This is a genomic window from Amycolatopsis orientalis (genome assembly GCF_000943515.2).
Taxonomy (GTDB): Bacteria; Actinomycetota; Actinomycetes; order Mycobacteriales; family Pseudonocardiaceae; genus Amycolatopsis; species Amycolatopsis orientalis.
Genome location: NZ_CP016174.1, coordinates 178,988 through 205,495 on the forward strand (window position 1 = coordinate 178,988; position 26,508 = coordinate 205,495).

At 68.3% G+C, this 26,508-nt stretch carries 25 protein-coding genes; 12 read left to right on the forward strand and 13 right to left on the reverse strand.

The window, feature by feature from the left end:
- Position 1 precedes the first annotated feature (1 nt).
- The gene (gene pdhA, locus SD37_RS00815) at positions 2–1,207 is read right to left on the reverse strand and encodes a pyruvate dehydrogenase (acetyl-transferring) E1 component subunit alpha (RefSeq protein ID WP_037307337.1); all 1,206 of its coding nucleotides are present in this window, start codon (positions 1,205–1,207) and stop codon (positions 2–4) included.
- A gap of 373 nt (positions 1,208–1,580) precedes the next feature.
- Between pdhA and SD37_RS00820 the strand changes: the two genes are divergently transcribed.
- A complete protein-coding gene (locus SD37_RS00820) occupies positions 1,581–2,993 on the forward strand; it encodes a M20/M25/M40 family metallo-hydrolase (protein ID WP_083254850.1) in 1,413 nt (470 codons plus the stop codon).
- Between the two features lie 84 nt (positions 2,994–3,077).
- Entirely contained in the window at positions 3,078–3,935 is an 858-nt protein-coding gene (locus SD37_RS00825) for an alpha/beta fold hydrolase (protein ID WP_044849407.1), read from the forward strand.
- Between the two features lie 88 nt (positions 3,936–4,023).
- Here SD37_RS00825 and SD37_RS00830 read toward each other — a convergent pair whose 3' ends face one another.
- Positions 4,024–5,022, reverse strand: a complete 999-nt coding sequence (locus tag SD37_RS00830) for an ABC transporter substrate-binding protein (protein ID WP_044849406.1) — start codon at positions 5,020–5,022, stop codon at positions 4,024–4,026.
- Positions 5,023–5,136: 114 nt separating this feature from the next.
- On the opposite strand from SD37_RS00830, the gene SD37_RS00835 reads away from it, so the two are divergent.
- Both SD37_RS00835 and SD37_RS00840 read left to right on the forward strand, forming a co-directional pair.
- Positions 5,137–6,120 (forward strand): FecCD family ABC transporter permease, encoded by a 984-nt coding sequence (locus SD37_RS00835; RefSeq protein ID WP_083255239.1) that lies wholly within the window; start codon positions 5,137–5,139, stop codon positions 6,118–6,120.
- Positions 6,117–7,121, forward strand: coding sequence for a FecCD family ABC transporter permease (locus SD37_RS00840; RefSeq protein ID WP_044849404.1), 1,005 nt, complete (start codon positions 6,117–6,119; stop codon positions 7,119–7,121). The genes SD37_RS00835 and SD37_RS00840 overlap by 4 nt, the downstream gene beginning before the upstream one ends.
- A 4-nt stretch (positions 7,122–7,125) precedes the next feature.
- On the opposite strand, the gene SD37_RS00845 is transcribed toward SD37_RS00840, so the two are convergent.
- From SD37_RS00845 to SD37_RS00855, 3 genes are read right to left on the reverse strand one after another with little or no spacing between them, the layout of a single operon-like run.
- Positions 7,126–7,968 (reverse strand): transglutaminase family protein, encoded by an 843-nt coding sequence (locus tag SD37_RS00845; RefSeq protein WP_044849403.1) that lies wholly within the window; start codon positions 7,966–7,968, stop codon positions 7,126–7,128.
- The gene (locus SD37_RS00850) at positions 7,965–8,912 is read right to left on the reverse strand and encodes an alpha-E domain-containing protein (protein WP_044849402.1); all 948 of its coding nucleotides are present in this window, start codon (positions 8,910–8,912) and stop codon (positions 7,965–7,967) included. The genes SD37_RS00845 and SD37_RS00850 overlap by 4 nt, the downstream gene beginning before the upstream one ends.
- A gap of 9 nt (positions 8,913–8,921) precedes the next feature.
- Positions 8,922–10,583: a circularly permuted type 2 ATP-grasp protein gene (locus tag SD37_RS00855; protein WP_044849401.1), complete on the reverse strand. Its 1,662-nt coding sequence runs from the start codon at positions 10,581–10,583 to the stop codon at positions 8,922–8,924.
- Positions 10,584–10,731: 148 nt separating this feature from the next.
- On the opposite strand from SD37_RS00855, the gene SD37_RS00860 reads away from it, so the two are divergent.
- From SD37_RS00860 to SD37_RS00870, 3 genes are all read left to right on the forward strand, one after another.
- The gene (locus SD37_RS00860) at positions 10,732–11,553 is read left to right on the forward strand and encodes a transporter substrate-binding domain-containing protein (protein WP_044849400.1); all 822 of its coding nucleotides are present in this window, start codon (positions 10,732–10,734) and stop codon (positions 11,551–11,553) included.
- A gap of 70 nt (positions 11,554–11,623) precedes the next feature.
- Positions 11,624–12,430, forward strand: a complete 807-nt coding sequence (locus SD37_RS00865; protein ID WP_005160261.1) for an amino acid ABC transporter permease — start codon at positions 11,624–11,626, stop codon at positions 12,428–12,430.
- Positions 12,427–13,182 (forward strand): amino acid ABC transporter ATP-binding protein, encoded by a 756-nt coding sequence (locus SD37_RS00870; protein ID WP_044849399.1) that lies wholly within the window; start codon positions 12,427–12,429, stop codon positions 13,180–13,182. The genes SD37_RS00865 and SD37_RS00870 overlap by 4 nt, the downstream gene beginning before the upstream one ends.
- Here SD37_RS00870 and SD37_RS00875 read toward each other — a convergent pair.
- The 7 genes from SD37_RS00875 to SD37_RS00905 form a co-directional block, all read right to left on the reverse strand.
- Positions 13,179–13,922 (reverse strand): ESX secretion-associated protein EspG, encoded by a 744-nt coding sequence (locus tag SD37_RS00875; protein ID WP_044849398.1) that lies wholly within the window; start codon positions 13,920–13,922, stop codon positions 13,179–13,181. The genes SD37_RS00870 and SD37_RS00875 overlap by 4 nt on opposite strands.
- Positions 13,923–13,924: 2 nt before the next feature.
- Complete coding sequence (locus SD37_RS00880) at positions 13,925–15,145, reverse strand: hypothetical protein (RefSeq protein WP_044849397.1); 1,221 nt, start codon at positions 15,143–15,145, stop codon at positions 13,925–13,927.
- A gap of 3 nt (positions 15,146–15,148) precedes the next feature.
- A complete protein-coding gene (locus SD37_RS00885; protein WP_044849396.1) occupies positions 15,149–15,754 on the reverse strand; it encodes a DUF3558 domain-containing protein in 606 nt (201 codons plus the stop codon).
- Entirely contained in the window at positions 15,754–16,260 is a 507-nt protein-coding gene (locus tag SD37_RS00890; RefSeq protein ID WP_044849395.1) for a hypothetical protein, read from the reverse strand. The genes SD37_RS00885 and SD37_RS00890 overlap by 1 nt, the downstream gene beginning before the upstream one ends.
- 231 nt (positions 16,261–16,491) lie before the next feature.
- Positions 16,492–17,103 carry a DUF3558 domain-containing protein gene (locus SD37_RS00895; protein WP_044849394.1) on the reverse strand — a complete coding sequence of 204 codons (612 nt, stop codon included), beginning with the start codon at positions 17,101–17,103 and terminating at the stop codon, positions 16,492–16,494.
- A 124-nt stretch (positions 17,104–17,227) separates the two neighbouring features.
- Positions 17,228–17,893, reverse strand: coding sequence for a DUF3558 domain-containing protein (locus SD37_RS00900; RefSeq protein ID WP_335622512.1), 666 nt, complete (start codon positions 17,891–17,893; stop codon positions 17,228–17,230).
- A 26-nt stretch (positions 17,894–17,919) separates the two neighbouring features.
- Positions 17,920–18,567 carry a DUF3558 domain-containing protein gene (locus SD37_RS00905; protein WP_083254851.1) on the reverse strand — a complete coding sequence of 216 codons (648 nt, stop codon included), beginning with the start codon at positions 18,565–18,567 and terminating at the stop codon, positions 17,920–17,922.
- A 276-nt stretch (positions 18,568–18,843) separates the two neighbouring features.
- Between SD37_RS00905 and SD37_RS00910 the strand changes: the two genes are divergently transcribed.
- Both SD37_RS00910 and SD37_RS00915 read left to right on the forward strand, forming a co-directional pair.
- Entirely contained in the window at positions 18,844–21,189 is a 2,346-nt protein-coding gene (locus tag SD37_RS00910) for a hypothetical protein (protein WP_044849392.1), read from the forward strand.
- 35 nt (positions 21,190–21,224) lie between these two features.
- Complete coding sequence (locus SD37_RS00915; protein ID WP_044849391.1) at positions 21,225–21,689, forward strand: SRPBCC family protein; 465 nt, start codon at positions 21,225–21,227, stop codon at positions 21,687–21,689.
- Between the two features lie 12 nt (positions 21,690–21,701).
- Here SD37_RS00915 and SD37_RS00920 read toward each other — a convergent pair whose 3' ends face one another.
- Positions 21,702–22,271 carry an SMI1/KNR4 family protein gene (locus SD37_RS00920; RefSeq protein WP_044849390.1) on the reverse strand — a complete coding sequence of 190 codons (570 nt, stop codon included), beginning with the start codon at positions 22,269–22,271 and terminating at the stop codon, positions 21,702–21,704.
- A gap of 189 nt (positions 22,272–22,460) precedes the next feature.
- On the opposite strand from SD37_RS00920, the gene SD37_RS00925 reads away from it, so the two are divergent.
- From SD37_RS00925 to SD37_RS00935, 3 genes are read left to right on the forward strand one after another with little or no spacing between them, the layout of a single operon-like run.
- Positions 22,461–24,269 (forward strand): NHL domain-containing thioredoxin family protein, encoded by a 1,809-nt coding sequence (locus SD37_RS00925; protein ID WP_044849389.1) that lies wholly within the window; start codon positions 22,461–22,463, stop codon positions 24,267–24,269.
- Between the two features lie 40 nt (positions 24,270–24,309).
- On the forward strand, positions 24,310–24,603 hold the full coding sequence (locus SD37_RS00930) for a GroES family chaperonin (RefSeq protein WP_007032412.1): 294 nt from the start codon (positions 24,310–24,312) through the stop codon (positions 24,601–24,603).
- Positions 24,604–24,647: 44 nt separating this feature from the next.
- Positions 24,648–26,507, forward strand: coding sequence for a VanW family protein (locus SD37_RS00935; RefSeq protein ID WP_044849388.1), 1,860 nt, complete (start codon positions 24,648–24,650; stop codon positions 26,505–26,507).
- Position 26,508 lies beyond the last annotated feature (1 nt).

Below are 26,508 nucleotides of genomic sequence, written 5' to 3' on the forward strand. Positions count from 1 at the left end.
TTCAGTGCTCACCCGCCCCGACGAAACCGTCCAAATAGGACAGATACTGTTCGCGCTGCGCGTCCAGCATCGGCGTGGACTCGGCGTAGACGTTCTTGAAGATCCGCTCGGGTGGCGGTTCGGGCATGTTGAAGCAGTACTCGCGCAGCTCGGCCGCGAACGCGTCCGAATCGGCCTGCACCTGGTCGAAGAACGCCTGGTCGGCGCCGCCACCGCGGGCGAGGTACGCCCGGACGCGCTCGATCGGGTCCTTCAGCTTCCACTCCTCCAGCTCGTCGGAGAGCCGGTAGCGGGTGGGGTCGTCGGTGGTGGTGTGCGCGTCCATCCGGTAGGTGAACGCCTCGATCAGCACCGGGCCGTTGCCGTGACGGCATTCCTCCAGCGCCCAGCGGGAGACCGCGAGGCAGGCGAGGACGTCGTTGCCGTCCACGCGGATGCCGGGGAAGCCGTAACCGCGGGCGCGCTGGTAGAGCGGCAGCCGCGACTGGCGTTCGGTGGGCTCCGAGATCGCCCACTGGTTGTTCTGGCAGAAGAACACGAGCGGCGCGTCGTAGACGGCGGCCCAGACGAAGCCTTCGTGCACGTCGCCCTGCGAAGTCGCCCCGTCACCGAAGTAGCAGATGGTGGCTTCGCCGTTGTCGTCGCCGACCTTGCCTTCGAACTTCTGGCCCATCGCGTAACCGGCGGCGTTGAGCACCTGGTTGCCGATCACGATGGTGTAGGGGTGGAAGCCGTGGGCCTTGTAGTCCCAGCCGCTGTGGTCGGTGCAGCGGAAGATGCCGAGCACCTCTTTGAGGTCGACGCCGCGGGCGTACGCGACACCGTGCTCGCGGTAGCTGGGGAACGCCATGTCCCGTTTCTGCAGCGCACGGCCGGAGCCGATCTGCGCGGCCTCCTGGCCGAGCAGCGGGACCCAGATGCCGAGCTGGCCCTGGCGCTGCATCGCGTTGGCCTCGCGGTCCGCGCGGCGGACCAGGACCATGTCGCGGTAGAGGCTCTTGAGGGCTTCCGCGTCGATGTCGTCGACGTACCGGTCGAATCGCGGCGAGGAGACCCGTTCGCCTTCGGGGGTGAGCAGCTGAGTCAGCTCAGCGCCACCTTCGCTCGTTGCTCGCAAACCGGCGATCACCTGTTCGGGGGACGGTTGGGCCGCTACCGCGGCGGGGCCGTCTCCAGGCTCCGGGTGCGTCCAGTGTTCGGACGGCATGCGCTGTTCTCCTTGATGTCGGCGCCTCTGGCGGCCACTTGTGGCGGCCACAGTGACTGCGCCGGCGGGGACCAGCGCGTCGGATCTGAAGCGCTGGGTCACCATCGGCGTTGACGGTTCGTGCGCACATCCTGGCATGCCGGACGCCGGTTTGGTCAGTGGCGGTTGCTGATTTGTTGCTGAGAAAGGGTGTCTGATCAGGGAAAATGCTAGGAAGCCCGAGTGTGGGGCCGCCGAAAGTAGGTGATTCACCCGCGGGCCGACCAGCGGTCGGCGCGCACCGACGGGTGTAGCGCCCACCTTGACCGATGACGATGCGTGCCCGCCATTGTGACCCATCACACGCTCCCGCACCCGTGGCAGGATGGCGGACGTGGAGCAGAAATCCGTACGCGAAACCGTGGTTTCGAACTGGGCGCACGACGTCCTTCCGAGCTTGTCCGGCCTGGTGGCGATCCCCGCCTTGTCGCCCGCCTTCGACACCGAATGGGCGGCGAACGGTCATCTCGCCGCCGCCGTCGAGCACGTCCGTGCCTGGATCGCCGCCCGGGAGATCCCCGGCGCGACGCTCGAGGTCGTGGAACTCGAAGGCCGCAGCCCGCTGCTGGTCGTCGACATCCCGGCGACGTCCGAAGCGGCCGACAAGGGCACCGTGCTGATGTACGGGCACCTCGACAAGCAGCCCCCGGTCGGCGGCTGGTCCGAGGGACTCGACCCGTGGACGCCGGTGATCCGTGACGGCAGGCTGTACGGCCGCGGCGCCGTCGACGACGGTTACTCCGGCTACGCGGCGACGACGGCGATCGAGGCCGTGCGTGCCGCCGGTGGCGAGCACTCCCGCGCGGTCGTGCTGCTCGAAACCGGTGAAGAGTCCGGTAGCCCGGATCTGCCGGCGTACGTCGAGCACCTGAAGGAGCGGCTCGGCGCTGTCTCGCTGGTCGTCTGCCTCGACGCGGGCGGCACGGACTACGAGCGCCTGTGGCTGACCACCAGCCTGCGCGGGATGCTGCACGTCAACGTCACCGTCCGGGTGCTCGAATCGGCACAGCACTCCGGGATGGCCAGCGGCATCGTGGCGAGTTCGTTCCGTGTGCTGCGCGTGCTGCTCGACCGGATCGAGAACGCGGAGACCGGCGAGATCAAGCTCGCCGAACTGAGCGTCGACATCCCGGAGAACCGCGTCGACGAGGCTCGCGGCGTCGTCGAGATCGCGCCCGGCGCGGCGAAGACGCTCTTCCCGGTGGTCGGCCGGACGGTGTCCGACGACGACCTCGAACTGCTGCTCAACAACTCGTGGCGGCCGACGCTTTCGGTGATCGGCGCGGAGGGCTTCCCGCTCCCGGCCGACGCGGGCAACGTGCTGCGCGACAGCACCACGCTCACCCTGAGCTTCCGGCTTCCGCCGACGGCCGACGCGAAGGCCGCGATGGAGGCGGTCCGCCGCGTCCTCACCACCGACGTGCCGTACGACGCTTCGGTCGAACTCGGCGACTTCCAGGCCGAAAACGGCTGGAACGCGCCGGACACCGCGCCGTGGCTCGACGACGCCCTGCACCGCGTGAGCGGCGAGGTCTTCGGCGCGCCGCACAAGAGCTACGGCATGGGCGGGTCGATCCCGTTCATGGGCCTGCTCGGCGAGAAGTACCCGGAGGCGCAGTTCGTGGTCACCGGCGCCTGCGGCCCGGACTCGAACATCCACGTGCCGGACGAGTGGCTGAACATCGACTTCGCGCAGCGGGTCACCGAGGCGGTCGCGCACATCCTGGACGCGCACGCGCGCAGCTGATCTTCCCGCTCACGCTGCGATGAAAGGTCCTTTCCTTGCAAAATTTGCCAGGAAAGGACCTTTCATGGCGCGTACGGGAGGATCATGTTCGAGGGTTTCGAGCTTGAGAACGTCGACGTCGGCGAAGTGACCTTAAGAGTCCGTCACGGCGGCTCGGGACCGCCTCTCGTCCTCCTGCACGGACATCCGCGTACGCACACCACCTGGTACGACGTCGCGCCCCGGCTCGCGGACGCGTTCACCGTCGTCTGCCCGGATCTGCCCGGCTACGGCCAGTCCTCGAAACCCGAGACCACCGAAGACCACTCCGCGCACTCGAAACGCGCCATGGCCCGGCACATCGTCGCGCTCATGCGGCACCTCGGCCACGAACGGTTCGCCGTCGCCGGTCATGACCGGGGCAGCTACGTGGCGCATCGGCTGGCCATGGACCACCCCGAAGCGGTCACCAAGCTGGTCATCCTCGACGGCGTCCCGATCGGCGAAGCGCTCGCCCGCGCCGACGCGAAATTCGCGCGGGATTGGTGGCACTGGTTCTTCTTCGGCCAGCTCGCGAAACCCGCCGAGCGCGTGATCAACGCCGACCCGGACGCCTGGTACGGCGGCGATCCCGAGGCGATGGGCGCCGAGAACCACGCTGACTTCCTGCGCGCGATCCACGATCCCGAGACCGTCCACGCGATGCTCGAGGACTATCGCGCCGGGCTTGGGCCCGACCGCGAAGCCGACGACGCCGACAAGGCGGCCGGGCGGAAACTCGGCTGTCCGATGCTCATGCTGTGGTCCAGCCGCGACGACATGGCCGACCTGTACGGCGACCCGGTCGCGGTGTGGCGTGACTGGGCCGAGGACGTGCGCGGTTTCGCCATCGAGTCCGGGCACCACGTGGCGGAGGACAATCCGGCCGACCTCGCGGCGGCGTTGCGTGAGTTCCTGGGCTGAGGGTGGGTGCTCCCGGATGTCATAAGGGGTCCCCATAGGACGAAAATTGTCCTATGGGGACCCCTCATGACACTCGCGCCCGCCAGACCTAAGCGAACTTGTTCAGCGCCGCGGTCAGTTCCGTCAGCTGCGGCGTGAAGCGCTGGTACGAGAACGGCGTCTCGTTGTTCCACGGGATCAGCTTCCCCGCCTTCACCGCGGGCAGCTGGGCCCAGGTCGGCACGCCGCCGAGCCCCTCGGGGCCGAGCGAGAGCGAACCACCACGGTTGTCGTACATGATCACGTCGGCGGGGTACTTGCCGATGTTCTCCCAGCTGATCTGCTGGTAGTAACCGCCCTGGCTCTCGTCCGGCGCCTCCGGCGTGACGAAGTCCAGGCCCTTGCTCTGGTAGTGCTTCGAGGTCGCGAACTTCGGCGCGTTCGAGATGTAGACGGCGTCCTTCTGCGCCGACACCAGCAGGATCTTCAGCCCGGCTGCCTTCTTCGCCGCCTCGCCGAGGGCGGCGTCAGCCTTCTCGTACTCCTCCTTCGCGGCCTTGATCGCGGGAGTTTCCGTATCCGCCCCGAGCGCCTTCGCGAGCGAGATGAACTTCGCGATTCCCTCGGGCATCGAGATGTCCTGCAGCCGGATCCCGACGCTCGGCGCGGCCTTGTCGATCTTCTCCGTCTGCGTGTCCGGGACGTACCACATCTGGTCCTTGAGGTACATCACGCTGATCAGCAGTTGCGGGTTCAGCGCGACGAACTTGTCGAAGTTGAACTCGTTCCACACGTTCCCGAGCGAGGTGACGGTGTTCAGGTCGACGCCGCCCGCCTGCGGGTCCGGCTTGCCGTCGGCGAACTTCGACGGGCCGAAGATCCCGACCGACTTCACGCCGAGATCCCACAGCGCCGCGGCGGCGGTCACCTGGGCGACGATCCGGGTCGGCCGCTCACCTTCGAGTTTGCGGCCGCGGTCGTCGGTGTAGGACCACGTCGTGCCCGTGCCCGCCGTCGGCGCCTCTTCCTGGTAGCCGCAGGCGGTCAGGAGGCCGGTGGCGCCGAGCGCCGCGGTGCCGGCGAGGAAGCCGCGTCGAGAGAGGTGCATGGAGATCTTCTTTCGCCGAGGGACCGAAGTTCGGCGTTAGGCTAGCCTTCCCTTATCGTGAACGCCATGGTCCAGGTCACGGAGCGCGTCAGATCACCCCGGACCAGCGTTTCCGTGAGAACGCTGGTCCTGACCGGGTCGCTCATCGCGCTCGCCGCGGTCATCCTGCTGTCGATCGGCTTCGGCTCGAACCGCCTGTCCCTCGGCGAAGTCCTCCACGCCCTCCTCGCTTACGACGGCCGCTACACCGACGTCGTCGTCCGGGACGATCGTCTGCCCCGGACGGTGCTGGGCGTGCTCGTCGGGATGGCGCTCGGGCTGGCCGGCTCGCTGATGCAGGCGATCACGCGCAACCCGGTCGCGGAACCCGGTCTGCTCGGCATCAACCACGGCGCCGCCGTCGCGATCGTGCTCGGCTCGGCGGTGTTCTCGGTGACCTCGCCCGGCGAATACGTCTGGTTCGCCTTCGCCGGAGCGCTGGCGGGCACCGCGCTGGTCTCGGTGATCGGCGGGACGCGGGGCGCCACCAGTCCGCTGCGGCTGGTGCTGGCCGGTGTCGCGGTCCAGGCGGTGTTCGTCGGGATCAACCAGGGCATGCAGATGATCAACACGCACAACCTGCAGGCCATGCGGTTCTGGCTGGTCGGCTCGCTGGTCAACCGGGACCTCGGCACCCTCTCCGTCCTGCTGCCCTTCTTCGTCGCGGGGGTGGTGATCGCGGTCGTCCTGGCCCGCGCGCTGAACGCGCTGGCGCTCGGCGAAGACACCGCCCGCGGTCTCGGCGCGAATCCGGCGCTCGTCCGGGTCGCCGGGATGGTCGCCGTCGGGCTGCTGTCGGCGGCGGCGACCGCGGCCTGCGGGCCGATCGCCTTCGTCGGGCTGATGATCCCGCACGTCGTCCGGTCGCTGATCGGCCAGGACGAACGCTGGGTGATGCTGCTTTCGGCGCTGCTCGGGCCGGTACTGCTGCTCGGTTGCGACGTCCTCGGGCGCTTGCTCGGCTCACCGGGCGAGATCCAGGTCGGCGTGATGACCGACGTCGTCGGCGGGATCGCGTTCGTGATCGTGGCCCGGCGACTGAAGGCGGTGCGCCGATGACCACGCTCGTCCGTCGTGAGTCCGGTTTGGACAGACGATCGCTGGCCGTCGTCGCCGCACTGGCACTGGTGACCCTGGCCCTCGTCGTGCTTTCGGTCGGCACCGGCGACTACGAGATGAGCCCCGGCGAAGTGCTCGCGACCCTGGCCGGCCAGGGGACGAAGGCGCAGTACCTGGTCGTCATGGGACGGCTTCCCCGGGTGCTGGTGGCGATCCTCGTCGGCGCCGCGCTGGCGCTGGCGGGCGCGATCTTCCAGACGGTGACCCGGAATCCGCTGGGCAGCCCGGACATCATCGGGTTCACCACGGGTTCGGCGACCGGCGGCATCGCGACACTGCTGATCTTCGGTTCCGCGCCCGGCGTCGTCTCGCTCGGCGCGCTGGCGGGCGGACTGCTGACGGCGGCCGTCGTGATGGCGCTGTGCGCGCCGCACGGACTGCTGAGTTCGCGGCTGGTGCTGCTCGGCATCGCGGTCAGCGCGGTGCTGGTCGGCGTGAACTCGTACCTGCTGGTGAAGGCGAACCTCGAAGCCGCCGCGCAGGCTGTCGGCTGGCTCGTCGGTGACCTCGCCGGACGCGACTGGACCTACTTCGTGCCGCTGGCGATCGCGATGGCGGTGTTCACCCCGATCGTGTTCGCGAACGGCCGCGCGCTGCGCATGCTGGAGATGGGCGACGACACCGCCATCGGGATCGGCGTCGACGTCCCCCGCGTACGGCGGACCCTGGTGCTGGTCGCCGTGGCGCTGGTCGCCGCCGCCACCGCGGCGACCGGGCCGCTCCCGTTCATCGCCCTCGCCGCACCGCAGCTGGCGCGCCGGATGACGCGCCTGCCGGGGCCGAACCTGGTGGCGTCGGCCTTCGTCGGGGCGGCCCTGGTCGTCGCGGCGGACTACCTCGGCCAGCGCCTGCTGGAGTCGTCGCTGCTGCCGGCGGGCGTCGTCGCGGCGGCCCTCGGCGGTGCTTACCTGCTCTGGCTGTTGCTCCGGCGACGGGCCTGACGGGTCAGGTCAGCCGTGTCAGCTGCACCGAGACGTCCAAAGTGGACTGTCCGCCGCCGGTGAAGATGCCCTTGAGCGGCGGGACGTCGGCGTAGTCCCGGCCGTACGCGACCCAGACGTGCCGCGTCCCGACCGGGATCGCGTTCGTCGGGTCGTAGGCCCACCAGCCGCCGGTCCAGACGTCGACCCAGGCGTGGCTCTCGCCTTCGACCGTCTCGCCGAGCTTCGCCTCCGGTTTCGTGTGCAGGTACCCGGAGACGTACCGCGCCGGGACGCCGATCGCGCGCAGCATCACCAGCGTCACATGCGCGAAGTCCTGGCAAACCCCTTCGCGTGCGCGCCAGGCGTCGGTCGCCGTGCTGTGCACGCCGGTCGTCCCCGGCTGGTACTTCAGCTGCTTGTTGACCCACTCGCAGATCGCGAGCACGGCCTCCGCCGGGTCGAGCCCCTTCCGCAGTTCGCGCGCGACCTTCGTCAGCTCCGGATCACGCGGCGTGTACGGGGTCGGCGTCAGGTACTCGGTGCGGTGATCGATGACGGTGTCGCTGCGCAGGTCCTTCCACGACGCCGAGCGGATCGGCTCGCTTTCGTCGGCGGTCTCGACCACCGACGTCGCGAGCACGGTGAACTCGGTGTGCGGCGCGTGAAGGTCGAACGAGGTGACGACGGTGCCCCAGTAATCGGTGTACCGGTAGGCACGGGTCGCCGGCGTCGTCTCGACCCGGTTCACGACCGTGGTCTGCCGCCGGTCGGACCGCGGGGTCAGCCGCGCCTCGTTGTACGACTGCGTGGCGGGCGTCGCGTACCGGTAGCCCGTCCGGTGAGCCACCCGAAGTTGCCAGGTCACAGCGAAACCTCCGCACCGCTCCAGGCCACCCATGGCGACGAATGGAAGAACTGCACCGAAACCGCGTCGCCGATGTCCTTGATCGACGTCTGCAGGGCACCGAGCCGTTTCGGCAGATCCTCCAGCAGATCCGACGGCCGCAGGAACTCCAGCTCGCTGCGTGCCCGGCCGAGCTGCCGGAGCGCTTCGGACTTCTCGTTCGCCCGCGAGTTGACCCCGGGATCCAGCTGCTCCAGGCATTCTTCGGCCTGGCGCAAGGCGTGGAACACCGAACGCGGGAAGAGCGTGTCCCGCAGCAGGAACTGCACGACGCGGGCGGCGTCGAGCGCGCCGCGGTAGGTCCGCAGATAGGTGTCCTGCGCGCCCGCCGACCGGAGTACCGTGATCCAGCCCGGCGACGACGCGCTGTCCTGCACCCGCGAAAGCAGCAGCCGCACCACCATGTCCGCGCGTTCGACCGACCGGCCGAGCACCATGAACAGCCAGCCGTCGTCCCGGCTCATCGTCGAATCCGCGAGACCGGCGAACATCGCCGCGCGTTCCTCCACAAAGGACAGGAAGGCGTGCGGACCGGCGCGGCGCGCGTACCGCTGCCTGTCCGGCACGGCGTTCCATGTCGCGTTCAGGCATTCCCACAGTTCGGTCGAGACGACCTCGCGGGCGCCGCGGGTGTTCTCGCGGGCCGAGTTGATCGAACCGACGATCGACGCCGGATTGTCCTTGGCGTAGGCGACCAGTTCGGTCAGCTTCCACACGTCCAGCGAGTCCATGCCCTCCGGCGAGATGCCGAGGACGGCGAGCAGCTGACGGCTCGCGTGGTCCGGATCGACGCTGGCGTCTTCGAGCAGCTGGTGCACGGAGACGTTGAGGATCCGGGAGGTGTCGTCGGCACGTTCGACGTACCGGCCGATCCAGTACAGCGATTCCGCGTTGCGGGCCAGCACGGTACCTCCCTATGCCTGTTGCTGCTGTTGTTGCTGGGTGGTGGTCAGCTCGGGGCCCTGTTCGGCGACCAGACCGTCCACTTGGGACAGTGCGCCGAGGGCTGGCCGTTCCAGCTCCCGCTCCGCCGTCGAGGATCGCGGCGCCAGTACCCAGGTGTCCTTCGAGCCACCACCCTGCGACGAGTTGACCACCAAGCTCCCCTCCGGGAGCGCGACCCTGGTCAGCCCGCCCGGCAGCACGAAGATGTCCTTGCCGTCGTTGACCGCGAACGGTCGCAGGTCGACGTGCCGCGGCGCCAGCCGATCGTCCACTTTGGAGGGAGCGGTGGAGAGCTGGACGACGGGCTGCGCGATCCAGCCGCGTTTGTGCGCCCTGACCTTCCGTTTCAGCGCGGTCAGCTCGGCGGGCGTCGCCTCCGGCCCGAAGACGATGCCGTAGCCGCCGGAGCCTTCGACCGGCTTGACGACCAGCTCTTCCATATGGTTCATCACGTAGTCGAACTCGTCCGGCAGCCAGCACCGGAAGGTGTCCACGTTGGGCAGGAGCGGCTTCTCGTTGAGGTAGTACTTCACCATCTCGGGCACGTAGGTGTAGACGAGCTTGTCGTCGCCGACGCCGTTGCCGACCGCGTTCGCGATCACCACGTTGCCCGCGCGGGCCGCGTTGAGGATCCCGGCCACCCCGAGCACGGAATCCGGCCGGTAGTGCACCGGATCGAGGAATTCGTCGTCGATCCGCCGGTAGATGACGTCGACCTGCTGTTCGCCCTCGGTGGTGCGCAGGTAGACGACGTTGTCACGGCAGAACATGTCGCGACCTTCGACGAGTTCGACACCCATCAGCCGGGCCAGCAGCGAATGCTCGAAGTACGCGGAGTTGTGCACCCCCGGGGTGAGCACGACGACCATCGGGTCGGCGACGTTCGCCGCGGCCGCCGCCCGCAGCGCCCGCAGCAGATGGGAGGCGTAGTCGCCGACCGGGCGGACCCGGTGCTGGGCGAACAGGTCCGGGAACACGCGCGCCATCGTGCGGCGGTTCTCCATCACGTACGACACCCCGGACGGGTTGCGGAGGTTGTCCTCCAGTACCCGGAACGTGCCCTCCTCGTCGCGCACCAGGTCCACACCGGACACGTGGATGCGGACGCCGTTGGGCGGGTTGATCCCGAACGCCTCGCGCTGGAAATGCTCGCACGAGGTGATCAGCCGTCGCGGGAGAACGCCTTCACGCAGGATCTGCCGGTCGCCGTAGATGTCGGCCAGGAAGGCCTCCAGCGCGCGGACCCGTTGCGCCACACCGCGTTCGAGTTTGCTCCAATCGGTGGAAGTGATCACGCGCGGCACCAGGTCCAGCGGGAACGGGCGTTCCTGGCCGGACAGCGAGAACGTGATGCCCTGATCCACCATGGCGCGGTCGATCGCCGCCGACCGGGACGAAAGATCCGTGGAGGTCAGCGCGGAGATCGACTCGTACAAGGCCCGGTACGGCTGGCGGACCGTGCCGTCGGCGGTGAACATCTCGTCGTACGCGCCGGCGTGCGGTCTCGACGGCGAAAGATAGCCGTCGAACTGCGCTCCGGGTTTCGCCGCCCGCCGCGCCGAAGTCGTCGTCCGCGGACGGCGGCCCGACGGCGGAAGGCGCGGCGCCGAGTTGTTGTTCATGGTCGCCATACTCGCTCACCCTGCCATGTCGGCGCGATACCCGGCGTGAGGACCGTTACGGCCGAAACGGCCCTGTAACGTCGCGGTGCTGGGCTTGCCGCCGGATGAGTGGCAATATGCGTGCTCTCGACACATGGGAACTACAAGGAGTGACGACGTGGCCCGATTGAAAGCGCTCGCCCTGATCCCGGCGCTCGCCCTCGCCGCGGGGGCGCTGACCGCCTGCGGTGACGAGGGTGGGCAGAACACCGCGGCCGGTGGCGTGCAGCTCGTCGCCTCCGGCAAGCTCACCACCTGCACGCACCTGCCCTACCAGCCGTTCCAGGTCAAGCAGGGCGACAAGATCGTCGGCTTCGACGTCGACCTGGTCGACCTGATCGCGAAGAAGCTGGGCGTCGAGCAGAGCATCGTCGACATCGCCTTCGAGAACATCGAGTCCGGCGAAGCGATGAACACCGGCCAGTGCGACCTCGCCGCCGCCGGTATGACGATCAACGACAAGCGCAAGGCGAAGTTCGCCTTCTCCGACCCCTACTTCGAGGCCTCGCAGGCGCTGCTGGTCAAGACCGGTTCGCCGATCAAGGACCTGAGCAACGTCGCGGGCAAGAAGATCGGTGTCCAGTCGGCCACCACCGGCGCCGACTACGCCAAGGAGAAGGCCGCCGGCGCCGAGATCGTCACCTTCGACGACCTCGCGCTGCTGGAGCAGGCCGTCAAGAGCGGTCAGATCGACGCCGGCGTCAACGACAACGGCGTGCTGTACGACTTCGTGAAGACGAACCCGGACACCACCGTCGTCACGGAGTTCAAGACGAACGAGTTCTACGGCATCGGGATGAAGACGGGCAACACCGCCCTGCTCACGCAGGTCAACGAGGTGCTGAAGGCATCGGTCACCGACGGCTCGTACGCGCAGATCTACCAGAAGTGGTTCGGCAAGGCACCCACCTGGCAGCCGGGCAGCCCGACCGCCGGTTGATAATCACCTTCTCTGTGGCCGGTGCCAGCGCACCGGCCACAGGCTTGTCGCCACCTTTCTGAGGAGTGAAATGGCACTGAGCCGCCGCCAGCGACGATCGGCGTTCCGGTGGGCGCAGTACGCGCTGCTGCTGGTGATCGTCGTGGTGTTCGCGTTCCTGGCCGACTGGGGACGGCTGGGCAAGGCCTTCTTCGATCTCGACGTCGCCGCGAAGCAGTTCCCGGACGTCATCACCGTCGCGCTGAAGAACACCATCATCTTCACCGCGCTGGGCTTCGCACTCGGCCTCGGGCTGGGGCTTCTGCTCGCGCTGATGAGACTTTCGTCGGTCGGCCCGTACCGCTGGTTCGCGCGCGGGTACATCGAATTCTTCCGCGGCCTGCCCGCGTTGCTGATCTTCCTGGCGGTCGGTGTCGGGGTGCCGATCGCCTTCCCGAACGTGTTCCTGCCGCGGAACGTGTCGATCATGCTCGCGCTGGGCATCGTGTCCTCGGCCTACATGGCGGAGACCATCCGCGCCGGTATCCAGGCGGTGCCGCGCGGACAGGTCGAAGCCGCGCGTTCGCTCGGTATGTCGCCGGCGCGCACGATGATCACCGTCGTGATCCCGCAGGCGTTCCGGATCATCCTGCCGCCGCTGGCCAACGAGCTGATCATGCTGACGAAGGACTCCTCGCTGGCGTTCCTGCTCGGCACCACGCCCGCGCAGCAGGAGCTGGCGCAGTTCAGCCGTCAGGCGCTGCTGGAGGCCAAGGGGCTGACGCCGATCGTCGTCGCCGGTCTGTGCTACCTGGTCATCACCATTCCGCTGTCGATCCTGCAGCAGCGGCTAGAGAAGAAATACGGAGCCGGAGTGCCCGGCGGAGGAACGGTATGAGCGGCCAGACGATCGTCGAGGTTTCGGGACTGCACAAGGCGTTCGGCGAACTCGAAGTGCTCAAGGGCATCGACCTGCACGTCGAGCGGGGCCAGGTCGTCTGCATCATCGGCCCGTCGGGTTCCGGCAAGTCGACGCTGCTGCGCTGCGTCAACCTCCTCGAGGAACCGCAGCAGGGCAAGATCGTGGTCAACGGCAGCGAGATCACCGATCCGGACGTCGACATCGACGCCGCCCGCACGAAGATCGGCATGGTCTTCCAGTCGTTCAACCTCTTCTCGCACCTGAGCGTGCTCGAAAACCTCACGGTCGCGCAGCGCAAGGTGTTGAAGCGCGGCAAGGAGGAGTCGGAGCGCATCGCGCGGGAAAACCTCGCGAAGGTCGGCCTGGCGGAGAGGGAGTCTTCGCTGCCGACGCAGCTCTCCGGTGGGCAGCAGCAACGCGTCGCGATCGCCAGGGCGCTGTCGATGAACCCCGACGTCATGCTGTTCGACGAGCCGACGTCGGCGCTCGACCCCGAACTCGTCGGTGACGTCCTCGCGGTCATGCGGCAGCTGGCGGAGGAGGGCATGACGATGCTCGTCGTCACGCACGAGATGCAGTTCGCCCGTGAGGTGGCCGACACCGTGCTGTTCATGGACGGCGGCGTCGTCGTCGAACAGGGCGCGCCGGACCAGGTCATCGGCGACCCGCAGGAGGAACGCACGAAGACGTTCCTCTCGCGGGTGCTGAACCCGAACCACCAGGGCTAGCGTCCCCGCAGCTGCGCCTCCAGCTGGACGACCTTGGCGGCCACTTCGTGCGGCCCGGCACCCATGAGGCTCACCCAGCCCTTGGTGTCCGGGCCGAACACGACGCGGCCCTGCTCGGTGTCCATCCAGCCCGGGGGCTTCTCCACGCGTTTCCGGTTGCCGCCGCCGTCACGGATGGCGACGTACAGCCTGCCGAAGAAGGTGTGCGGTGACCGGATCCACTGGAGGACCTTCTTGGCGTCGCGGATGCTCGGGCTGGTGCCGGTCAGCATCTCGCCCTTCATGAGGACGTGCAGATCGGCTTCCGAGCAGTTCAGCGAAGGCGTGCGCGCGGCGGGTGCCTCCGGGAGCAGACCGGTGAAATCCTGCGCGAGCGTGTCCGGCCGGGTCGGCGTGAGGTAGACGACCTTGTCGACCAGGACGACCGTGACCGCTTCCCGGCCACTCCCTGCGGCGCGAACGGTCCGTTCCCGCCCCTCGGACTTCACCCACGAGTAGTACTCGACCGCCGGCCGCTGCAGAAAGCGCAGCGTGTCGAGGAATTCGTCGTCGATCCGGCCACGCGTCAGCAGTCCTTGTCCGTCCAATTCGGACTGTGCGGTGGCGGCCAGCGCACGGCGCTCCTCCGGCAGGTACCACTGCGCGCCGCGTACGAGCGTCGGGTGGATATCGCCGAGATTATGCTGATCCAGCAGGGTTTCGTAGGTCTGGAGCGTCAGCTCGACAGGCTTCCGGAGCACGGCTACGCGCCGATCACCGGCGGGACCGGCTTGTCGCCGTCGTAGCCGCCGAAGATGGAATCGCCGTCCTCTTCCTGAAGCATGATCTTGCGCTGGTGCTCCTCGTCCTCGCCACCCTTGCCGCCTTTACCGGCGCCACCCATGCCGCCGCCCATCCCGGGCGCGCCGGGCCTGCCCGCCGCCGCACCCCCGGCAGGCGTACCGGCCGGACCGCGCATCGCGCCTTCGCCGGGCATACCGGCCCCGACACCGCGACCGGGCCCCATGCTCCCGGGCCCACCGGTCGACCCACCCGGCCCGAACCCGCCACCAGGCCCGAATCCGCCACTGAACCCACCCGAACCCGGTCCGAATCCGCCGCCTGGTCCGCCTGGACCGGCCGGACCGCCACCGCCGGGCCCGAAGCCGGGCGGCCGGAACTCACCCGGGCGCATCGCGGGCGCGGGCTTCACCGAGGAAAGATCGGTCTGGTCGTTCGGCCGCCGAGGCGGCTGCGAAGGCAGCGGCGTTTGCGGCATCCGAGGCGGCACGACCGGCGGCCTCGGCGCCTGGTAACCCTCGGCCCCCGGCGGCGCGCTGTACGAACTCGGCCCGCCGGTGTACCCACCCGGCCCAGGCCCCGTCCGCCCCGAATCGCCACCCGAATGACCGCCGCTGAACCCGCTGACCATGGTGTGCCCGGGATCGATCGGATCCGGCGTGATCGGCCCGGCGGAGACGTTCGGATCGTGCGCGGCCGGGTAGACCGGCGCGAGCGTCAGCTGCCGGGGCTGAGTGCTCTGGTAGTACGGCTCGTAGATCTCGACGTTGTGCTTGGTGTCCGCGTCGAACTTCGCGGCGGCGATCTCGTCGTCACTCGCGCCGATGGACAGGACGTCCTCCGGCCCGCTGTCCCCGGCGCGCTCCTTCTCGACCGGGCGGACATTGCCGCGCGTGTAGTGGAAGGAAGCGTTCTGGTCGAACATCGACTGACGGGCGCGGTCCATGTTCTCGCCCGCGATCTTGGAGGTCGCGATGAGCGGGGCGAGGCCGGCTGTGCCGCTGTCGGCGGCCTTGCCCTTCCAGAAGGAACTCAGCGCTGTCTGGCTGTCGCCCATGGCTTTGCTGATGTTCTCGTGGATCACCATGAGCTTGTGCGACGCGACCTGCGCTCGGTCGAGGGTCTCCGTTGTCGCGGGGTTGGCGTTGAGCTTCGTGAAGATCTCCCAGCCGCTGTAGGTCACGGCCTACGCTCCTTTGAGATTCTTGATCGCCGCGGCAGCGACCTTCGTGGCCATGCCGCACGGATCGGCGAAAGACGGGTGCTCATTGGAAAGCCGCGGGATGACGTTGTAGACGAGATCGTCCCGGACGCCGACGGCAAGAGTGCAGTTTCCCTTGCCTTCGCCTCCGTTGGCGTAGACGACAGCTGGGTAGCCATCGATCGGATCGACTGGCTTGAACGTCGTGAGACTGCCCGCCGCATGCTGCGCATACAGGGTGCCCAGGCCCTCCTTGTTTCCCGTGACGAGTCCGGCGTTGATGGTGTTCGGACTCAGTTCGAGGACCCAGGTACAACCTTTTCCGGCGGTCATGTCTTCGGTGCGAGACCTTTTGATCTTGCCGGTTATCGCTTCCAACTCGGCAGCGGGAATGGCGCTGCAAGGGTCTGCTTCGACCGCTGCAGTGTTCGTGATGGGATCCTTCACCGCGGGGGCTCCGGCAGACGAAGAGCCGGTCGGCGAAGGTGCACCGGTGGGCGTGGGGTCGTTGCCATTCTTATCGCTGCATCCGCCGAGCAGAGCCAGCGAGGCCAGGGTTGCGATGGTCAGGACTGTGGCCGAAGCTCGCATCAGGCGGTCTTTCCAATCTGGCGGAGGGCGTCGAGGGCCGCCTGGTCCTGCTCTTGATAGGCGGTACGGATCTGTTTCAAGGTCCCAAGGTAGGCCATGGTGTAGTCGCGGGCGCCCTGCAGGAAGTCTTGATAAGCCGCTCCCGATTTGTTAGCAGCAGCGGCATAGCCCTCGCTGCCGACCTCTTGGCCGGGAGGTTGGATCATTGTCAGCCAAGTAGCGTGGTCCTGCGCCTGACTGAAGTCGTTCTCGATGCAGTCCTCTAGGGACTTGATCACCTTGTCCATGGCTGCCGGGTCGAATTCCCAGCCGCCGTTCGCCGACGCGGCCGCGAAGTCGGCCTTCGCCTGCCCGCTGCCCAGTTCGCCGTAATTCGGCGGCGGTGGCGGGGGCGGCGCCGCGGCGGCACCCGGGATCAACCCCGAGCCCGGCGGCGGTGGTGCCTGCGGCGCCGTCGAGCTCACCTGCTCGTAGATCCCCTGAGGGCCGCTTCCCGGTCGTGTCATGACGTGCCTCCCCGCACGGGCCGCGATCGGGCGCGACCTACCCGTAGTTCCCCACTGACTCCAACCGGTGACGATAGCAGCAGGTAAACCGCCGATCAGCCCCTTCGCGGAAGATCACCATCGAAAGATGGGGGATCGACTTGCTTTCGTCCCGATCAGCCTTTTCGCCCGGTCTGGAGAGACACGTCGTCGCGGCGTCGGCATTGAGCTGGAGAAGCCTCACCGCCGCTCCTAGGCCCGCTTGAAGTTCTTGATCGCGGCAGCCGCGACTTTGGCCGCAAAACCGCAGGGATCCGAGAGCATGGGATTGCCCGTGTAAAGCTGGGGAACTACGGTGTACACGAGGTCGTCGCGAAGACCGACGGCCAGGTTGCAAAAGCCCGCACGTCCACCAGTGGTGCCGTAAATGACGGCGGGGTAGCCCTCAATCGGGTCGATCGGCTTGAAGGTGACGAAGTCGCCGTGTGCCTTCTTCGCGTAAAGGCTGCTCAGACCTTCCTTGTTGCCGACGACGAGGCCGGCGTTGACATTGCTGGGTCCCTCCTCGAAAATCCAACCGCAGTTCTTGCCGAGTGCACCGTCGTCGGTCACGGTCTTTTCGACTTTTCCGCCGAGTTCTTCGATCTGCGAGGTCTTCACTGCGCTACATGGATCCGTCTCCGCCCCCGCCGTGTTCTTGATCGGTTCGGGAACCGTGGGAGCGCCGTCCCTCGGAAGCTGTGTCGAGGCCGGAGGCGGTGACGGCGCCGGTGTCGGGTTCCCGGACTTCTGATCGCTACAGCCACCTGCGAGGACCACCACGGCTCCGACGGCCACGGACAGGAACTGGTTACTCCGGCGCATCAAACGGCCTTTCCGGTTTGCCGAATCGCCTCCAATACGGCCTCGTCCTGCCGTTGGTCCATGGCTACTCGGGGCGAAGTCGCGGCCGGTTGGCTGCGCGACATGTCATTTTCTGGTCCGCTGATCAGGACTTCTTGAGATTCTCGATCGCCGCAATGGCGACCTTGGTCGCCAGACCACAGGGATCGGAGTACGAAGGGTGGTCGCTGCCGAGTCGCGGGATGATGGTGTAGACGAGGTCATCTCGGACGCCGACGGCGAGCGTGCAGGTCCCCGGCCCTTCGCCGCCGTTCGCATAGACGACGGCCGGGTAGCCGACGACCTGTTCGACCGGTTTGAACGTGGTCAAGCCGCTAGTCGCGTTTTGTGCGTAGAGAGAGTTAAGGCCGTCTTTGTTGCCGGCAACAAGCCCGGCACTGACAGTATTCGCCCCTTTTGCGAAGATCCACGCACAGGCTTTGCCCACGGTCATCTGTTCCTGCTCGGACCGCTCGACCTTCCCACCGATCTCTTCGATCTGTGCGGTGGTCACCGTGCTGCACGGGTCCGATTCGGCCTGCGAGGTGTTCAGGATCGGGTTCGTCACCGCGGGCGCTCCGTTTGCCGGAAGGCGGGCGGAGGACGGTGCGGGCGAGGTCGGCGTTGCCGCCTTCTGGTCGCTGCATGCACCGGCGAGTACGACGGCGCCTACTGCGGCGATCGACAGGAGTTTCCCAGCGTGGTGCATCAGTCGGCCTTCCCGATCTGGCGGAGTGCGTCGAGGCTCTTTGGTCTTCATTCGGACAGGCATGGCCACAGGTCGATGTGATCGCCTGATCAGGATTTCTTGAGATTCTCGATCGCCGCGGCGGCGACCTTGGTCGCCATTCCACAGGGATCGGTGAGCATCGGATTCCCGGACGACAGGTGCGGGGTGACGGTGTAGACGAGGTCATCCCGAATGCCGACCGCGAGAGTGCAGGTCCCCTTGCCCTCGCTGCCGTTGGCATAGATGACCGCTGGGTGTCCGGCGACAGGTGCGACAGGCCTGAAGGTGGTGAGGCCGCCGGCCGCGTTCTGGGCGTATAGGGCGCTTAGACCGTCCTTGTTGCCGACGGCCAGTCCGGCGCTGACCGTGCTGGGAGCTTCGAAAAACAGCCAACTGCAGCTCAAACCCACTGACAGATCAACAGTCCGGGAGCGCTCGACCTTGCCGCCGAGTTCTTCGATTTCGGCGTTCGGGACAGCGCTGCACGGATCCTTCTCGACCGTTGTCGTGTTGTAGATCGGTTCCGGTACGGCGGGCGCACCACTCGAAGGCAGGCGTGCTGAAGACATCGGGAGTGTCGGTGGTGTGCTGTGAACTGGTGGTTCATTGCCGCAGCCGCTGAGCGTGACGCTGGTGGCGATGATGATCGGCAGAAGAATCGCCGACGGCCGTATCGGACTGCCGATCTTCCGGGGCTCTATGGCCAGCTCTGTCATGTCGTGCCTCCCCGCACGGGCCGCGAAGGGCGCGACCTACCCGTAGTCCACCTCTGACTCCGGTGAGTGACCGTAGCAGCGAGCCACCCGCCCAGTGACGAGTCCGACGAAGATCACCGAGACGAACACGAACGCCCTGGTCTGTAACCCCGAGGGCCGTTCTGCCGTCCTGGTTTCTGGCAGGTTCCGGTCTACTGACCCTTGGGCCCCTTGCGAATCCAGGGCATGATCGGCTTCGCTGATGGCCGGGGAACGACGGGGGAGGGAAGCGAGACGATGCCGGGCTTTCGGCGCAACAACGGGCCGCGCGATCCTGGGGAGGGTGAGACGAACGGCGACGCCGCCCTGCCGCCGCTCGATCCGTTCGACCCGAACCCCGACAAGCGGTACGAGGTCCCGGCTTCCGAGTTGATGAAGCCGGGGACGACAGGTCTGCTCCGGTGGCGCCGCCAGGCGACCAACGCGCCGATCGTGCAGGTCGAGGACGCCTACATCACCGGGACGCTCGATCTGCGCGCGGCGGACCTCAAGTATCTGTTCCGGTTCGAGCGGTGCCGGTTCGAGCATCCGCCGGACGTCCGCGAGGCGCATCTGCTGGGGCTCGTGTTCCGCAAGTGCTGGCTGCCCGGGCTGAAGGCGCGGAATCTCCGCACCCGCAACGACGTCCGCCTGATCCGCAGCGTCGTGCACGTCGACGGCGAGCACGAGATCGAGGAGACCACGGTCCAGCGCGGCGACGATCGTGAGCGCGGGATGCCGAACGCGGCGGTCAACCTCACGGACGCGGTCATCGAGGGGTCGGTCGTGCTGACCCGCACGGTGATCTCCCATCCGCGGGGGAAGGCGATCCAGGCCGACCGCGTCACCATCGTCGGCGCGCTGCTCGCGTATCGGTTGGTGGCCAACGGGGAAGTCCGCATCCCGGGTATGCGGGCCGGCGGTAACGTCAACTTCTCGGGCGCGACGCTCAACAACCGGGACGGGTTCGCCCTCAACGGGAACGGGATCCACATCGGTGGCAGCCTGCTCTGCGAGGTCGACAACTACGGGCCCGCGGCGCAGCGGAAACGCTTCACCGCCAGTGGGATCATGTTCCTGCCGAGCGCCACTGTGGACAGTGACATCATCATGCGCGAGGCCCGGCTTTCGGTGAATCAGTCCGGTCCGATCGTGGTGGGCGCCTGGAAATCGAACGACCCGTACATCGACCCGCGGCCGGCGTTGGTCGCGGATCGCTTGACGGTCAACGGAAACCTCGAACTGAGCGACGGCATGCAGGCGACCGGGACGCTGCGGATGGTCAACGCGCGGATCGGCGGATCGCTGCGGCTGGCCGGGGCCGAGGTCCAGGTGGTGCGCGGGCGGAGCACCCCGTACTACGACCGGGCGATCCATCTCGACGGGACGACGATCGGCGGCGACATCGAGGCGACGAGTCTGCGGGTGCCGTCGGGACAGTTGCGTATGGCCGACATCACCGTCGGCGGCAACGTGCTCGCCTGGAACTCGATGTTCCTGCATCCGCGCCGCGACGTGTTCTCCGCGCGGCGCGCGAAGATCGCGGGGAACTTCCAGCTCACCGACGCGACCGTCGAGGGGACCCTGCGGTTGCAGGGCGCGGAGGTCGGCGGCAGCGTGAACCTCTTCGGTACCAGTTTGACCGAGCCCGGCGCACGGACGAACACCAGTTACTCGCTGGACGTCCGCACCGCGCGGATCGGCCGGGACCTCGTCCTCACCGAGAACAAGGAGCGCCCGTTCATCGCGCAGGGCGGGGTCAACCTCGACGGCGCCCAGATCGCGCGGCGCGTCGATTTCCGCGGCGCGCGGCTCGGTTCCCTGCCGCAGCACGGGATCGCGCTCGACGGCAGTGACGTTTCGGCCGACGAGTTCCTGCTCACCCCGGCCACTCCCCCGGACGGCCGGATCGTGCTGCGGCGCGCGCATTGCGGCACGCTGGGCGACAACGAGGCCTTTTGGGCGTCGGCGGCGGGGATCGAGCTGGAGGACTTCCGGTACGACGCGCTCCAGGAGGACATCGCCCTCGACGACGACCGCGCGATCGACCATCGGATCGTGTTGCTGCGCAAGGCGATGGACGGCTACCGGCCGGGACCCTACGACCAGCTGGCGGCGACGCTGCGCGCGTCCGGTAATGAAGAGCACGCCTCCACGGTGATGCTGAAGAAACAGCAGTTCCGGTACGAGGCGCTCGCGAAGGGCTTCAAGTTCTTCGGTCCCGGCGTGCACGTGTGGAGCTGGCTGCAGCGGTCGATGGTCGGTTACGGCTTCCGCCCGGTGCGGGCACTCGGCTGGTTGCTGACGTTGCTCGTGCTGGGAAGCCTGTGGTTCGGGCTCGGCGTCGACGACTGCGTCACGAATCCCAAGCTCACCGTGAGCGGGCCGCGATGCCTGGTCAACCAGGACGACACCGGACTGCAGTGGAACCCGGTGCTGTACACGGTCGATCTCCTGGTCCCGATCGTCGACTTCGGGAACAAGTCGCGCTGGTACATGCACGGCGTGGACAACTGGGTCGCGGCCGGGTTCACCGCGTCGGGCTGGGTGCTGGCCACGACGGTCGCCGCCGGTATCAGTCGCATGCTCCGCCGGGACAACTGAGGGTATTTCACATACCCTCAGTACGGAGGTATGTCATGACGGAACCCAGCGCCACCGGCAAGATCGCCATCGCCGCTCCGCCCGAGAAGGTGTACGCCCTGGTCAGCGACCCGGGCGCGCTCGCGGGAATGGCCGAAGAGTACGAGGGGCACCGCTGGGTCGGTGACGCGAAGGCCGCTGCCGTCGGCGCGAAGTTCCGTGGCCGCAACCGCCACGGGATCCGCCGGTGGAGCACGCTTTCGACGATCACCGACGCCGACGAGGGCAAGCGGTTCGCGTTCGAGGTGACCACCTTCGCCGGTCTTCCCGTCGCGCGCTGGCAGTACGACATCGAGTCCACCGACGACGGCTGTGTGGCCGTCGAGAGCACGTGGGACCGGCGGCCGGGCTGGCTCCGCGGCCCGACGTCGCTGTTCACCGGGGTCTGGAACCGGGACGACGCCAACCGGGCGAACATCGCGGCGACCCTGGCCCGGCTCAAAACCGCCGCCGAATCCTGACCGGCGGGCGCCTCAGTCCACGAAGTGCGACCAGAATTCGACGTGCCGCGGGCCGCCCGGAGGCGGTGGGCCCAGCGGCTGGCCGCCGAAGTCGTGCCGCAGGTATCCGCGCAGGTCGTAGCCGTAATAGATGATGTCGGTCTGATACACCGAAAAGACCGGATAGCCCGAACTCCCGGCTATCCCTGGGAGATACCGGTGCCCGCAGACCGGCACCAGCTGAGGCACCCGCGCGAGGTGCTCACGGGCCCTGGCCAGCGCGTCGGCCAGGTCGATCGGCCGCATCCCCCAGCCGGGCAGCCAGAAGCCGTTGTGCTCGATGTCGTAGAGCACCCCGTCGACCGGCCAATCCAGCCGTTTCCGCAGCTGTTCGGGGTTGCCGCAGCGCCAATCCGGCCAGCGGTCGCCGATCGGCACCCCGGCGGAGAGGAAGGTCCGGTGGTCCGCGGCGAATCGGAAGCCGAAACGTGCTTCGACGTCGTCGAGCTCGGCCTCGCTCAACCCGGGGCGCACGGGTTCGGCCAAGCTCGCCTGGAGGTCATGTGCCTCCTTGAGGGTGAAGGCGTGCTCAACTGTGGACATGTGTTCGAGCCTAAGTCGCGCGACGCGGAGACGCCTTCTCTTTTAACGCCGCTCCCACTCGGGCCCTCATCACCCACATGAGCCTCCTCCCCTGGGGTGAGCTCGCCCTCTCAACGCGCGGAGCCCGGAACACAGCGGCTCCGGGTGTAGTTCACTCTTGTCGTGACTTCTCCACGAACGCAGTCCCGCGTGCGGGCGCCCGAGCTCGCCGGTGACGTCTGGCTCAACACCGGCGGCGAGCGGCTCACGCTCGCCGGGCTGCGCGGCCGTGTCGTCCTGCTGGACTTCTGGACCAGCGGCTGTATCAACTGCCTGCACGTCCTCGACGAGCTGCGCCCGCTGGAGGCCGAGTTCGCCGACGTCCTGGTGACCATCGGCGTGCATTCGCCGAAGTTCCTGCACGAGGGCGAGGCGGCCGCGATCGAGGCGGCGGTGCGGCGCTACGAGGTGCACCACCCCGTGCTCAACGACCCGCGGATGACCACCTGGTCCCAGTACGCGGTCAAGGCGTGGCCGACGCTGGTCGTCGTGGACCCCGAGGGCTACGTCGTGCACGTCGCCGCCGGTGAGGGGCACGGCGAGGCACTGCGCCGCGTGATCGCCGACCTCGTCACGACCCATGAGGCCAAGGGCACGCTCCGCCGCGGCGGAAGCCCGTACGTCCCGGCCGAGGAGCAGCGCACCGAGCTGCGCTTCCCGAGCAAGGCCGTCACCACCGCCGAGGGCCGGATCCTGGTCGCCGACACCGGCAACCACTCCATCGTCGAGTTCGCTTCCGACGGCGAGACGATCATCCGCCGCTTCGGCAGTGGCGCCCGCGGCGCGCAGGACGGCCCGTTCGACCTGGCGAGCTTCACCGAGCCGTCCGGGATCACGCTGTTGCCGTACGAGGTCGCCGAGCGCGCGGGCTACCACGCCGTCGTCGCCGACACCGCCGGTCACCGGCTGCGCGGTATCGACCTGATCACCGGCGAGGTCACCACCGTCGCCGGTACCGGCCGCCAGTGGCGCGACGGCGTCGACACCGGCAAGGCGCTCGACATCGACCTCACCAGCCCGTGGGACGTCGCCTGGTGGGGCCCCGCGGGCGGGGTCGTGGTCGCGATGGCGGGCAACCACACGCTGAGCGTGTTCGAGCCGGTCTCGGGCACCATCCGCCGCTTCGCCGGTACGACCGTCGAGGGCCTGAAGGACGGCGACGTCCACGAAGCGTTCTTCGCGCAGACGTCCGGCCTCACGCCCGACGGCAGGCGGCTGTGGCTCGCGGACGCCGAGACGTCGGCGCTGCGCTGGATCCAGCCCGAGGACGAGACGTTCACCGTGCACACCGCGGTCGGCGTCGACCTGTTCTCCTTCGGGCACGTCGACGGCGCGGGCGACCAGGCGCTCCTGCAGCATCCGCTCGGCCTCGCCGTGCTGCCCGGCGACACCATCGCGATCGCCGACACCTACAACGGCGCCGTCCGCCGCTACGACCCGCTCACGCGAGAGGTGACCACGCTCGCGACCGGTCTCGCCGAACCCTCCGGTCTGCTGGTGCACGACGGCTCACTGCTGGTCGTCGAGTCCGCCGGGAGCCGGATCGGGCCGGTGCCGCTCGGCGAGCGGTCCGTCGCCGGGGACGCGCACGCGGTCCGGCGCCCGCCGACCGTGCTGGCGCCGGGTGAGCTGGAGTTCTCCGTCGTCTTCACCCCGCCGCCCGGGGAGAAGCTCGACGACCGCTACGGCCCGTCGACGCGGCTGGAGATCAGCTCGTCGCCGCCGGAACTCCTCGCCGACGGCGCGGGTGTGGGCACCGACCTGTTCCGCAAGCTCCGCTTCGCCCCCGGAGTCACCGAAGGCGTGTTGCAGATCGTCGCTCAGGCAGCGAGCTGCGACGACGGGGGCGAGCATCCCGCCTGCCGCATCACCCGGCAGGACTGGGGAGTGCCGGTGCGGTTCGAAAACGGTGGAGAAAGCGTGCTGAGCCTGGTCATGGCCGGGGATCCGGGTAAGTAGAGTCGTCTACGTGTCAGATGGGCCGAAACTCGAGATTCAGATGCTGCAGGACCGGGTGCTCGTGAAGCTGTCCCCCGAGGACGGCGAGCGCCGAAGTTCCGGCGGCATCGTCATCCCCGCCACCGCGCAGGTCGCGCGGCGGCTCGCCTGGGGTGATGTACTGGGCGTGGGCAACAGTGTGCGGAACGTCAAGACCGGCGACCGTGTGCTGTTCAACCCGGACGACCAGCACGAGGTCGAGATCCAGGGCGAGGGGCACCTGGTGATGCGCGAGCGCGACATCCACGCGGTGGCGACCGAGCGGACGGAGCACGGTACGGGGTTGTACCTGTAACCAGCCGCTGGGAGGGATGGGAGGGCTCGGAGGGGTGGTGAGGGTTGGTACGCGATGAGCACGACGAGCCGGGCACCGACCTGTTCACCGACGAACTCCTCCCGGCGACCGGCAGCGCCGTCGAAGACAATGACGAAGACCTGGTAGACGAACTCTTCGAGGTCGACAGGGTGGCGCATCCGCCGCCGCCCGCGTCGAAGTTCCGGAAGGTCCTCGGCAAGGCCTTCATGGCCGCCGGCGTGCTCATGGGCCTGTTCGTGCTCGCGTACGCGGTGGACCTGATCGTCAGCGCCGGCGACGTGCCGCGCGGCGTCACCGTCGCCGGGATCGACGTCGGCGGCCTCACGCACAAGGAGGCCGAGTCGAAGCTCCGCCGTGAGCTGGAGCCGAGGCTGATCCGGCCGGTGCGCGTCCGCGCCGGGGACGTGCGCACCGAGCTGCAGCCGGCGTCGTCCGGCCTCGGCCTGGACTGGCCGCAGACACTGGGCCGCGCCGGTCATCAGCCGTTGAGTCCGTACACGCGGCTGATGTCGTTCTTCAGCAGCCGTGAGGTCGGCGTCGTCACCTGGGCGGACGCGCCGAAGCTGGAAAAGGCCGTTTCCGACCTCGCCGCCGCGAAACTGAACCGCCCGCCGGTCGAGGGGACCATCGGTTTCCAGCCCATCGCGGGCAGCGACGCCCGCGTCCGCCCGGTCGCGGTCGAACCGCGGGCCGGTCAGACGCTCGTCGACGTCAAGGCGGCGGTCACCGCGGTCATCGACCGCTGGCTGAGCGACGACGGCGTCGAGCTGAAGGTGAACGTCGCGCCGGTGAAGGCGAACTCGGCCGGGGTGCACGCGGCGCTCGACGGCGTTGTCGTCCCTGCCGTGGCGAAACCGCTGCTGATCCGCGGCGAGGGCAAGGACGCGACGCTGAAACCGAACGTGCTCGCGGGGTCCTTCCAGTTCGCCGCGCGTGACGGCGGCAATCTCGAAGTCCGCATCGACCAGGGCAAGCTCCGGGCCGCGGCGCAGCCGCAGCTGAAGGAGACCGAGACCGACGGCGCGGACGCGCAGATCGTCTTCGTCGACGACCGGCCGGCGGTCCAGCCGTCGAAGGACGCGCGGAAGGTCAACTGGGACCTCACCTTCTCCGCGCTGACCTCGGTACTCGCGAAGAGCGAAGAGCGGGAACTGAAGGCGGTCTACGACGCCAGCAGCCCCGCCGTCAGCACCGACGCGGCGAAGGTCCTCGGCATCAACGAGATCATCGGCGAGTTCACCACGTCGGGCCTGAGCGGTCCGGCGATGACGAACACGCAGGCGCTGGCCACCCGGGTCTCCGGGACCATCGTGAAGCCGAACGAGACCTTCAGCCTGGGCGCGCGGTCCGGGTCGAGGACGGCGGACGCGGGCTACGTCCCCGCCCCGGTGAACGAAGACGGCACCGGCCCGGTCGTGGTCGGCGGCGGCGTCTCCCAGCTCGCCACGACGCTCTACAACGCGGCATACCTGGCGGGACTGGCCGACGGCGGGCATCTGGAGCACGACCACTACCTCGACCGCTACCCGGTCGCGCGCGACGTGAAGGCCGTCAACGACGACGGCTCGCCGGTCGAGATGCAGATCGTCAACGACGCCCCGACCGGGATCGCCATCCAGGTCATCCCCGCCAACGGCTCGGTGACCGTGCGGATCTGGGGTACGAAACGGTTTTCCGTCCAGAGCGCCGGCGGCGAACGGCACTCCTTCGTCCCGCAGCCGGTGCGGATCGGCTCGGGCCCCGGGTGCGTGCCGGACCCCGGGGCCGCCGGCTTCAGCACCTCCGACACCCGCGTGCTCATCGACGTCGTCTCCGGCACCGAGGTCCGCCGCGAGACCCGCAACGCGACCTACTCGCCGCGGACGGCGGTCATCTGCGCCTGAG

Bases quoted from the DNA above. Each gene is read 5' to 3' on its own strand.
- pdhA (WP_037307337.1), bottom strand. From the start codon at position 1,207: ATGCCGTCCGAACACTGGACGCACCCGGAGCCTGGAGACGGCCCCGCC.
- SD37_RS00825 (WP_044849407.1), top strand. From the start codon at position 3,078: ATGTTCGAGGGTTTCGAGCTTGAGAACGTCGACGTCGGCGAAGTGACC.
- SD37_RS00830 (WP_044849406.1), bottom strand. From the start codon at position 5,022: ATGCACCTCTCTCGACGCGGCTTCCTCGCCGGCACCGCGGCGCTCGGC.
- SD37_RS00840 (WP_044849404.1), top strand. From the start codon at position 6,117: ATGACCACGCTCGTCCGTCGTGAGTCCGGTTTGGACAGACGATCGCTG.
- SD37_RS00855 (WP_044849401.1), bottom strand. From the start codon at position 10,583: ATGGCGACCATGAACAACAACTCGGCGCCGCGCCTTCCGCCGTCGGGC.
- SD37_RS00865 (WP_005160261.1), top strand. From the start codon at position 11,624: ATGGCACTGAGCCGCCGCCAGCGACGATCGGCGTTCCGGTGGGCGCAG.
- SD37_RS00870 (WP_044849399.1), top strand. From the start codon at position 12,427: ATGAGCGGCCAGACGATCGTCGAGGTTTCGGGACTGCACAAGGCGTTC.
- SD37_RS00885 (WP_044849396.1), bottom strand. From the start codon at position 15,754: ATGCGAGCTTCGGCCACAGTCCTGACCATCGCAACCCTGGCCTCGCTG.
- SD37_RS00890 (WP_044849395.1), bottom strand. From the start codon at position 16,260: ATGACACGACCGGGAAGCGGCCCTCAGGGGATCTACGAGCAGGTGAGC.
- SD37_RS00895 (WP_044849394.1), bottom strand. From the start codon at position 17,103: ATGCGCCGGAGTAACCAGTTCCTGTCCGTGGCCGTCGGAGCCGTGGTG.
- SD37_RS00900 (WP_335622512.1), bottom strand. From the start codon at position 17,893: ATGCCTGTCCGAATGAAGACCAAAGAGCCTCGACGCACTCCGCCAGAT.
- SD37_RS00905 (WP_083254851.1), bottom strand. From the start codon at position 18,567: ATGACAGAGCTGGCCATAGAGCCCCGGAAGATCGGCAGTCCGATACGG.
- SD37_RS00910 (WP_044849392.1), top strand. From the start codon at position 18,844: ATGCCGGGCTTTCGGCGCAACAACGGGCCGCGCGATCCTGGGGAGGGT.
- SD37_RS00915 (WP_044849391.1), top strand. From the start codon at position 21,225: ATGACGGAACCCAGCGCCACCGGCAAGATCGCCATCGCCGCTCCGCCC.
- SD37_RS00920 (WP_044849390.1), bottom strand. From the start codon at position 22,271: ATGTCCACAGTTGAGCACGCCTTCACCCTCAAGGAGGCACATGACCTC.
- SD37_RS00930 (WP_007032412.1), top strand. From the start codon at position 24,310: ATGCTGCAGGACCGGGTGCTCGTGAAGCTGTCCCCCGAGGACGGCGAG.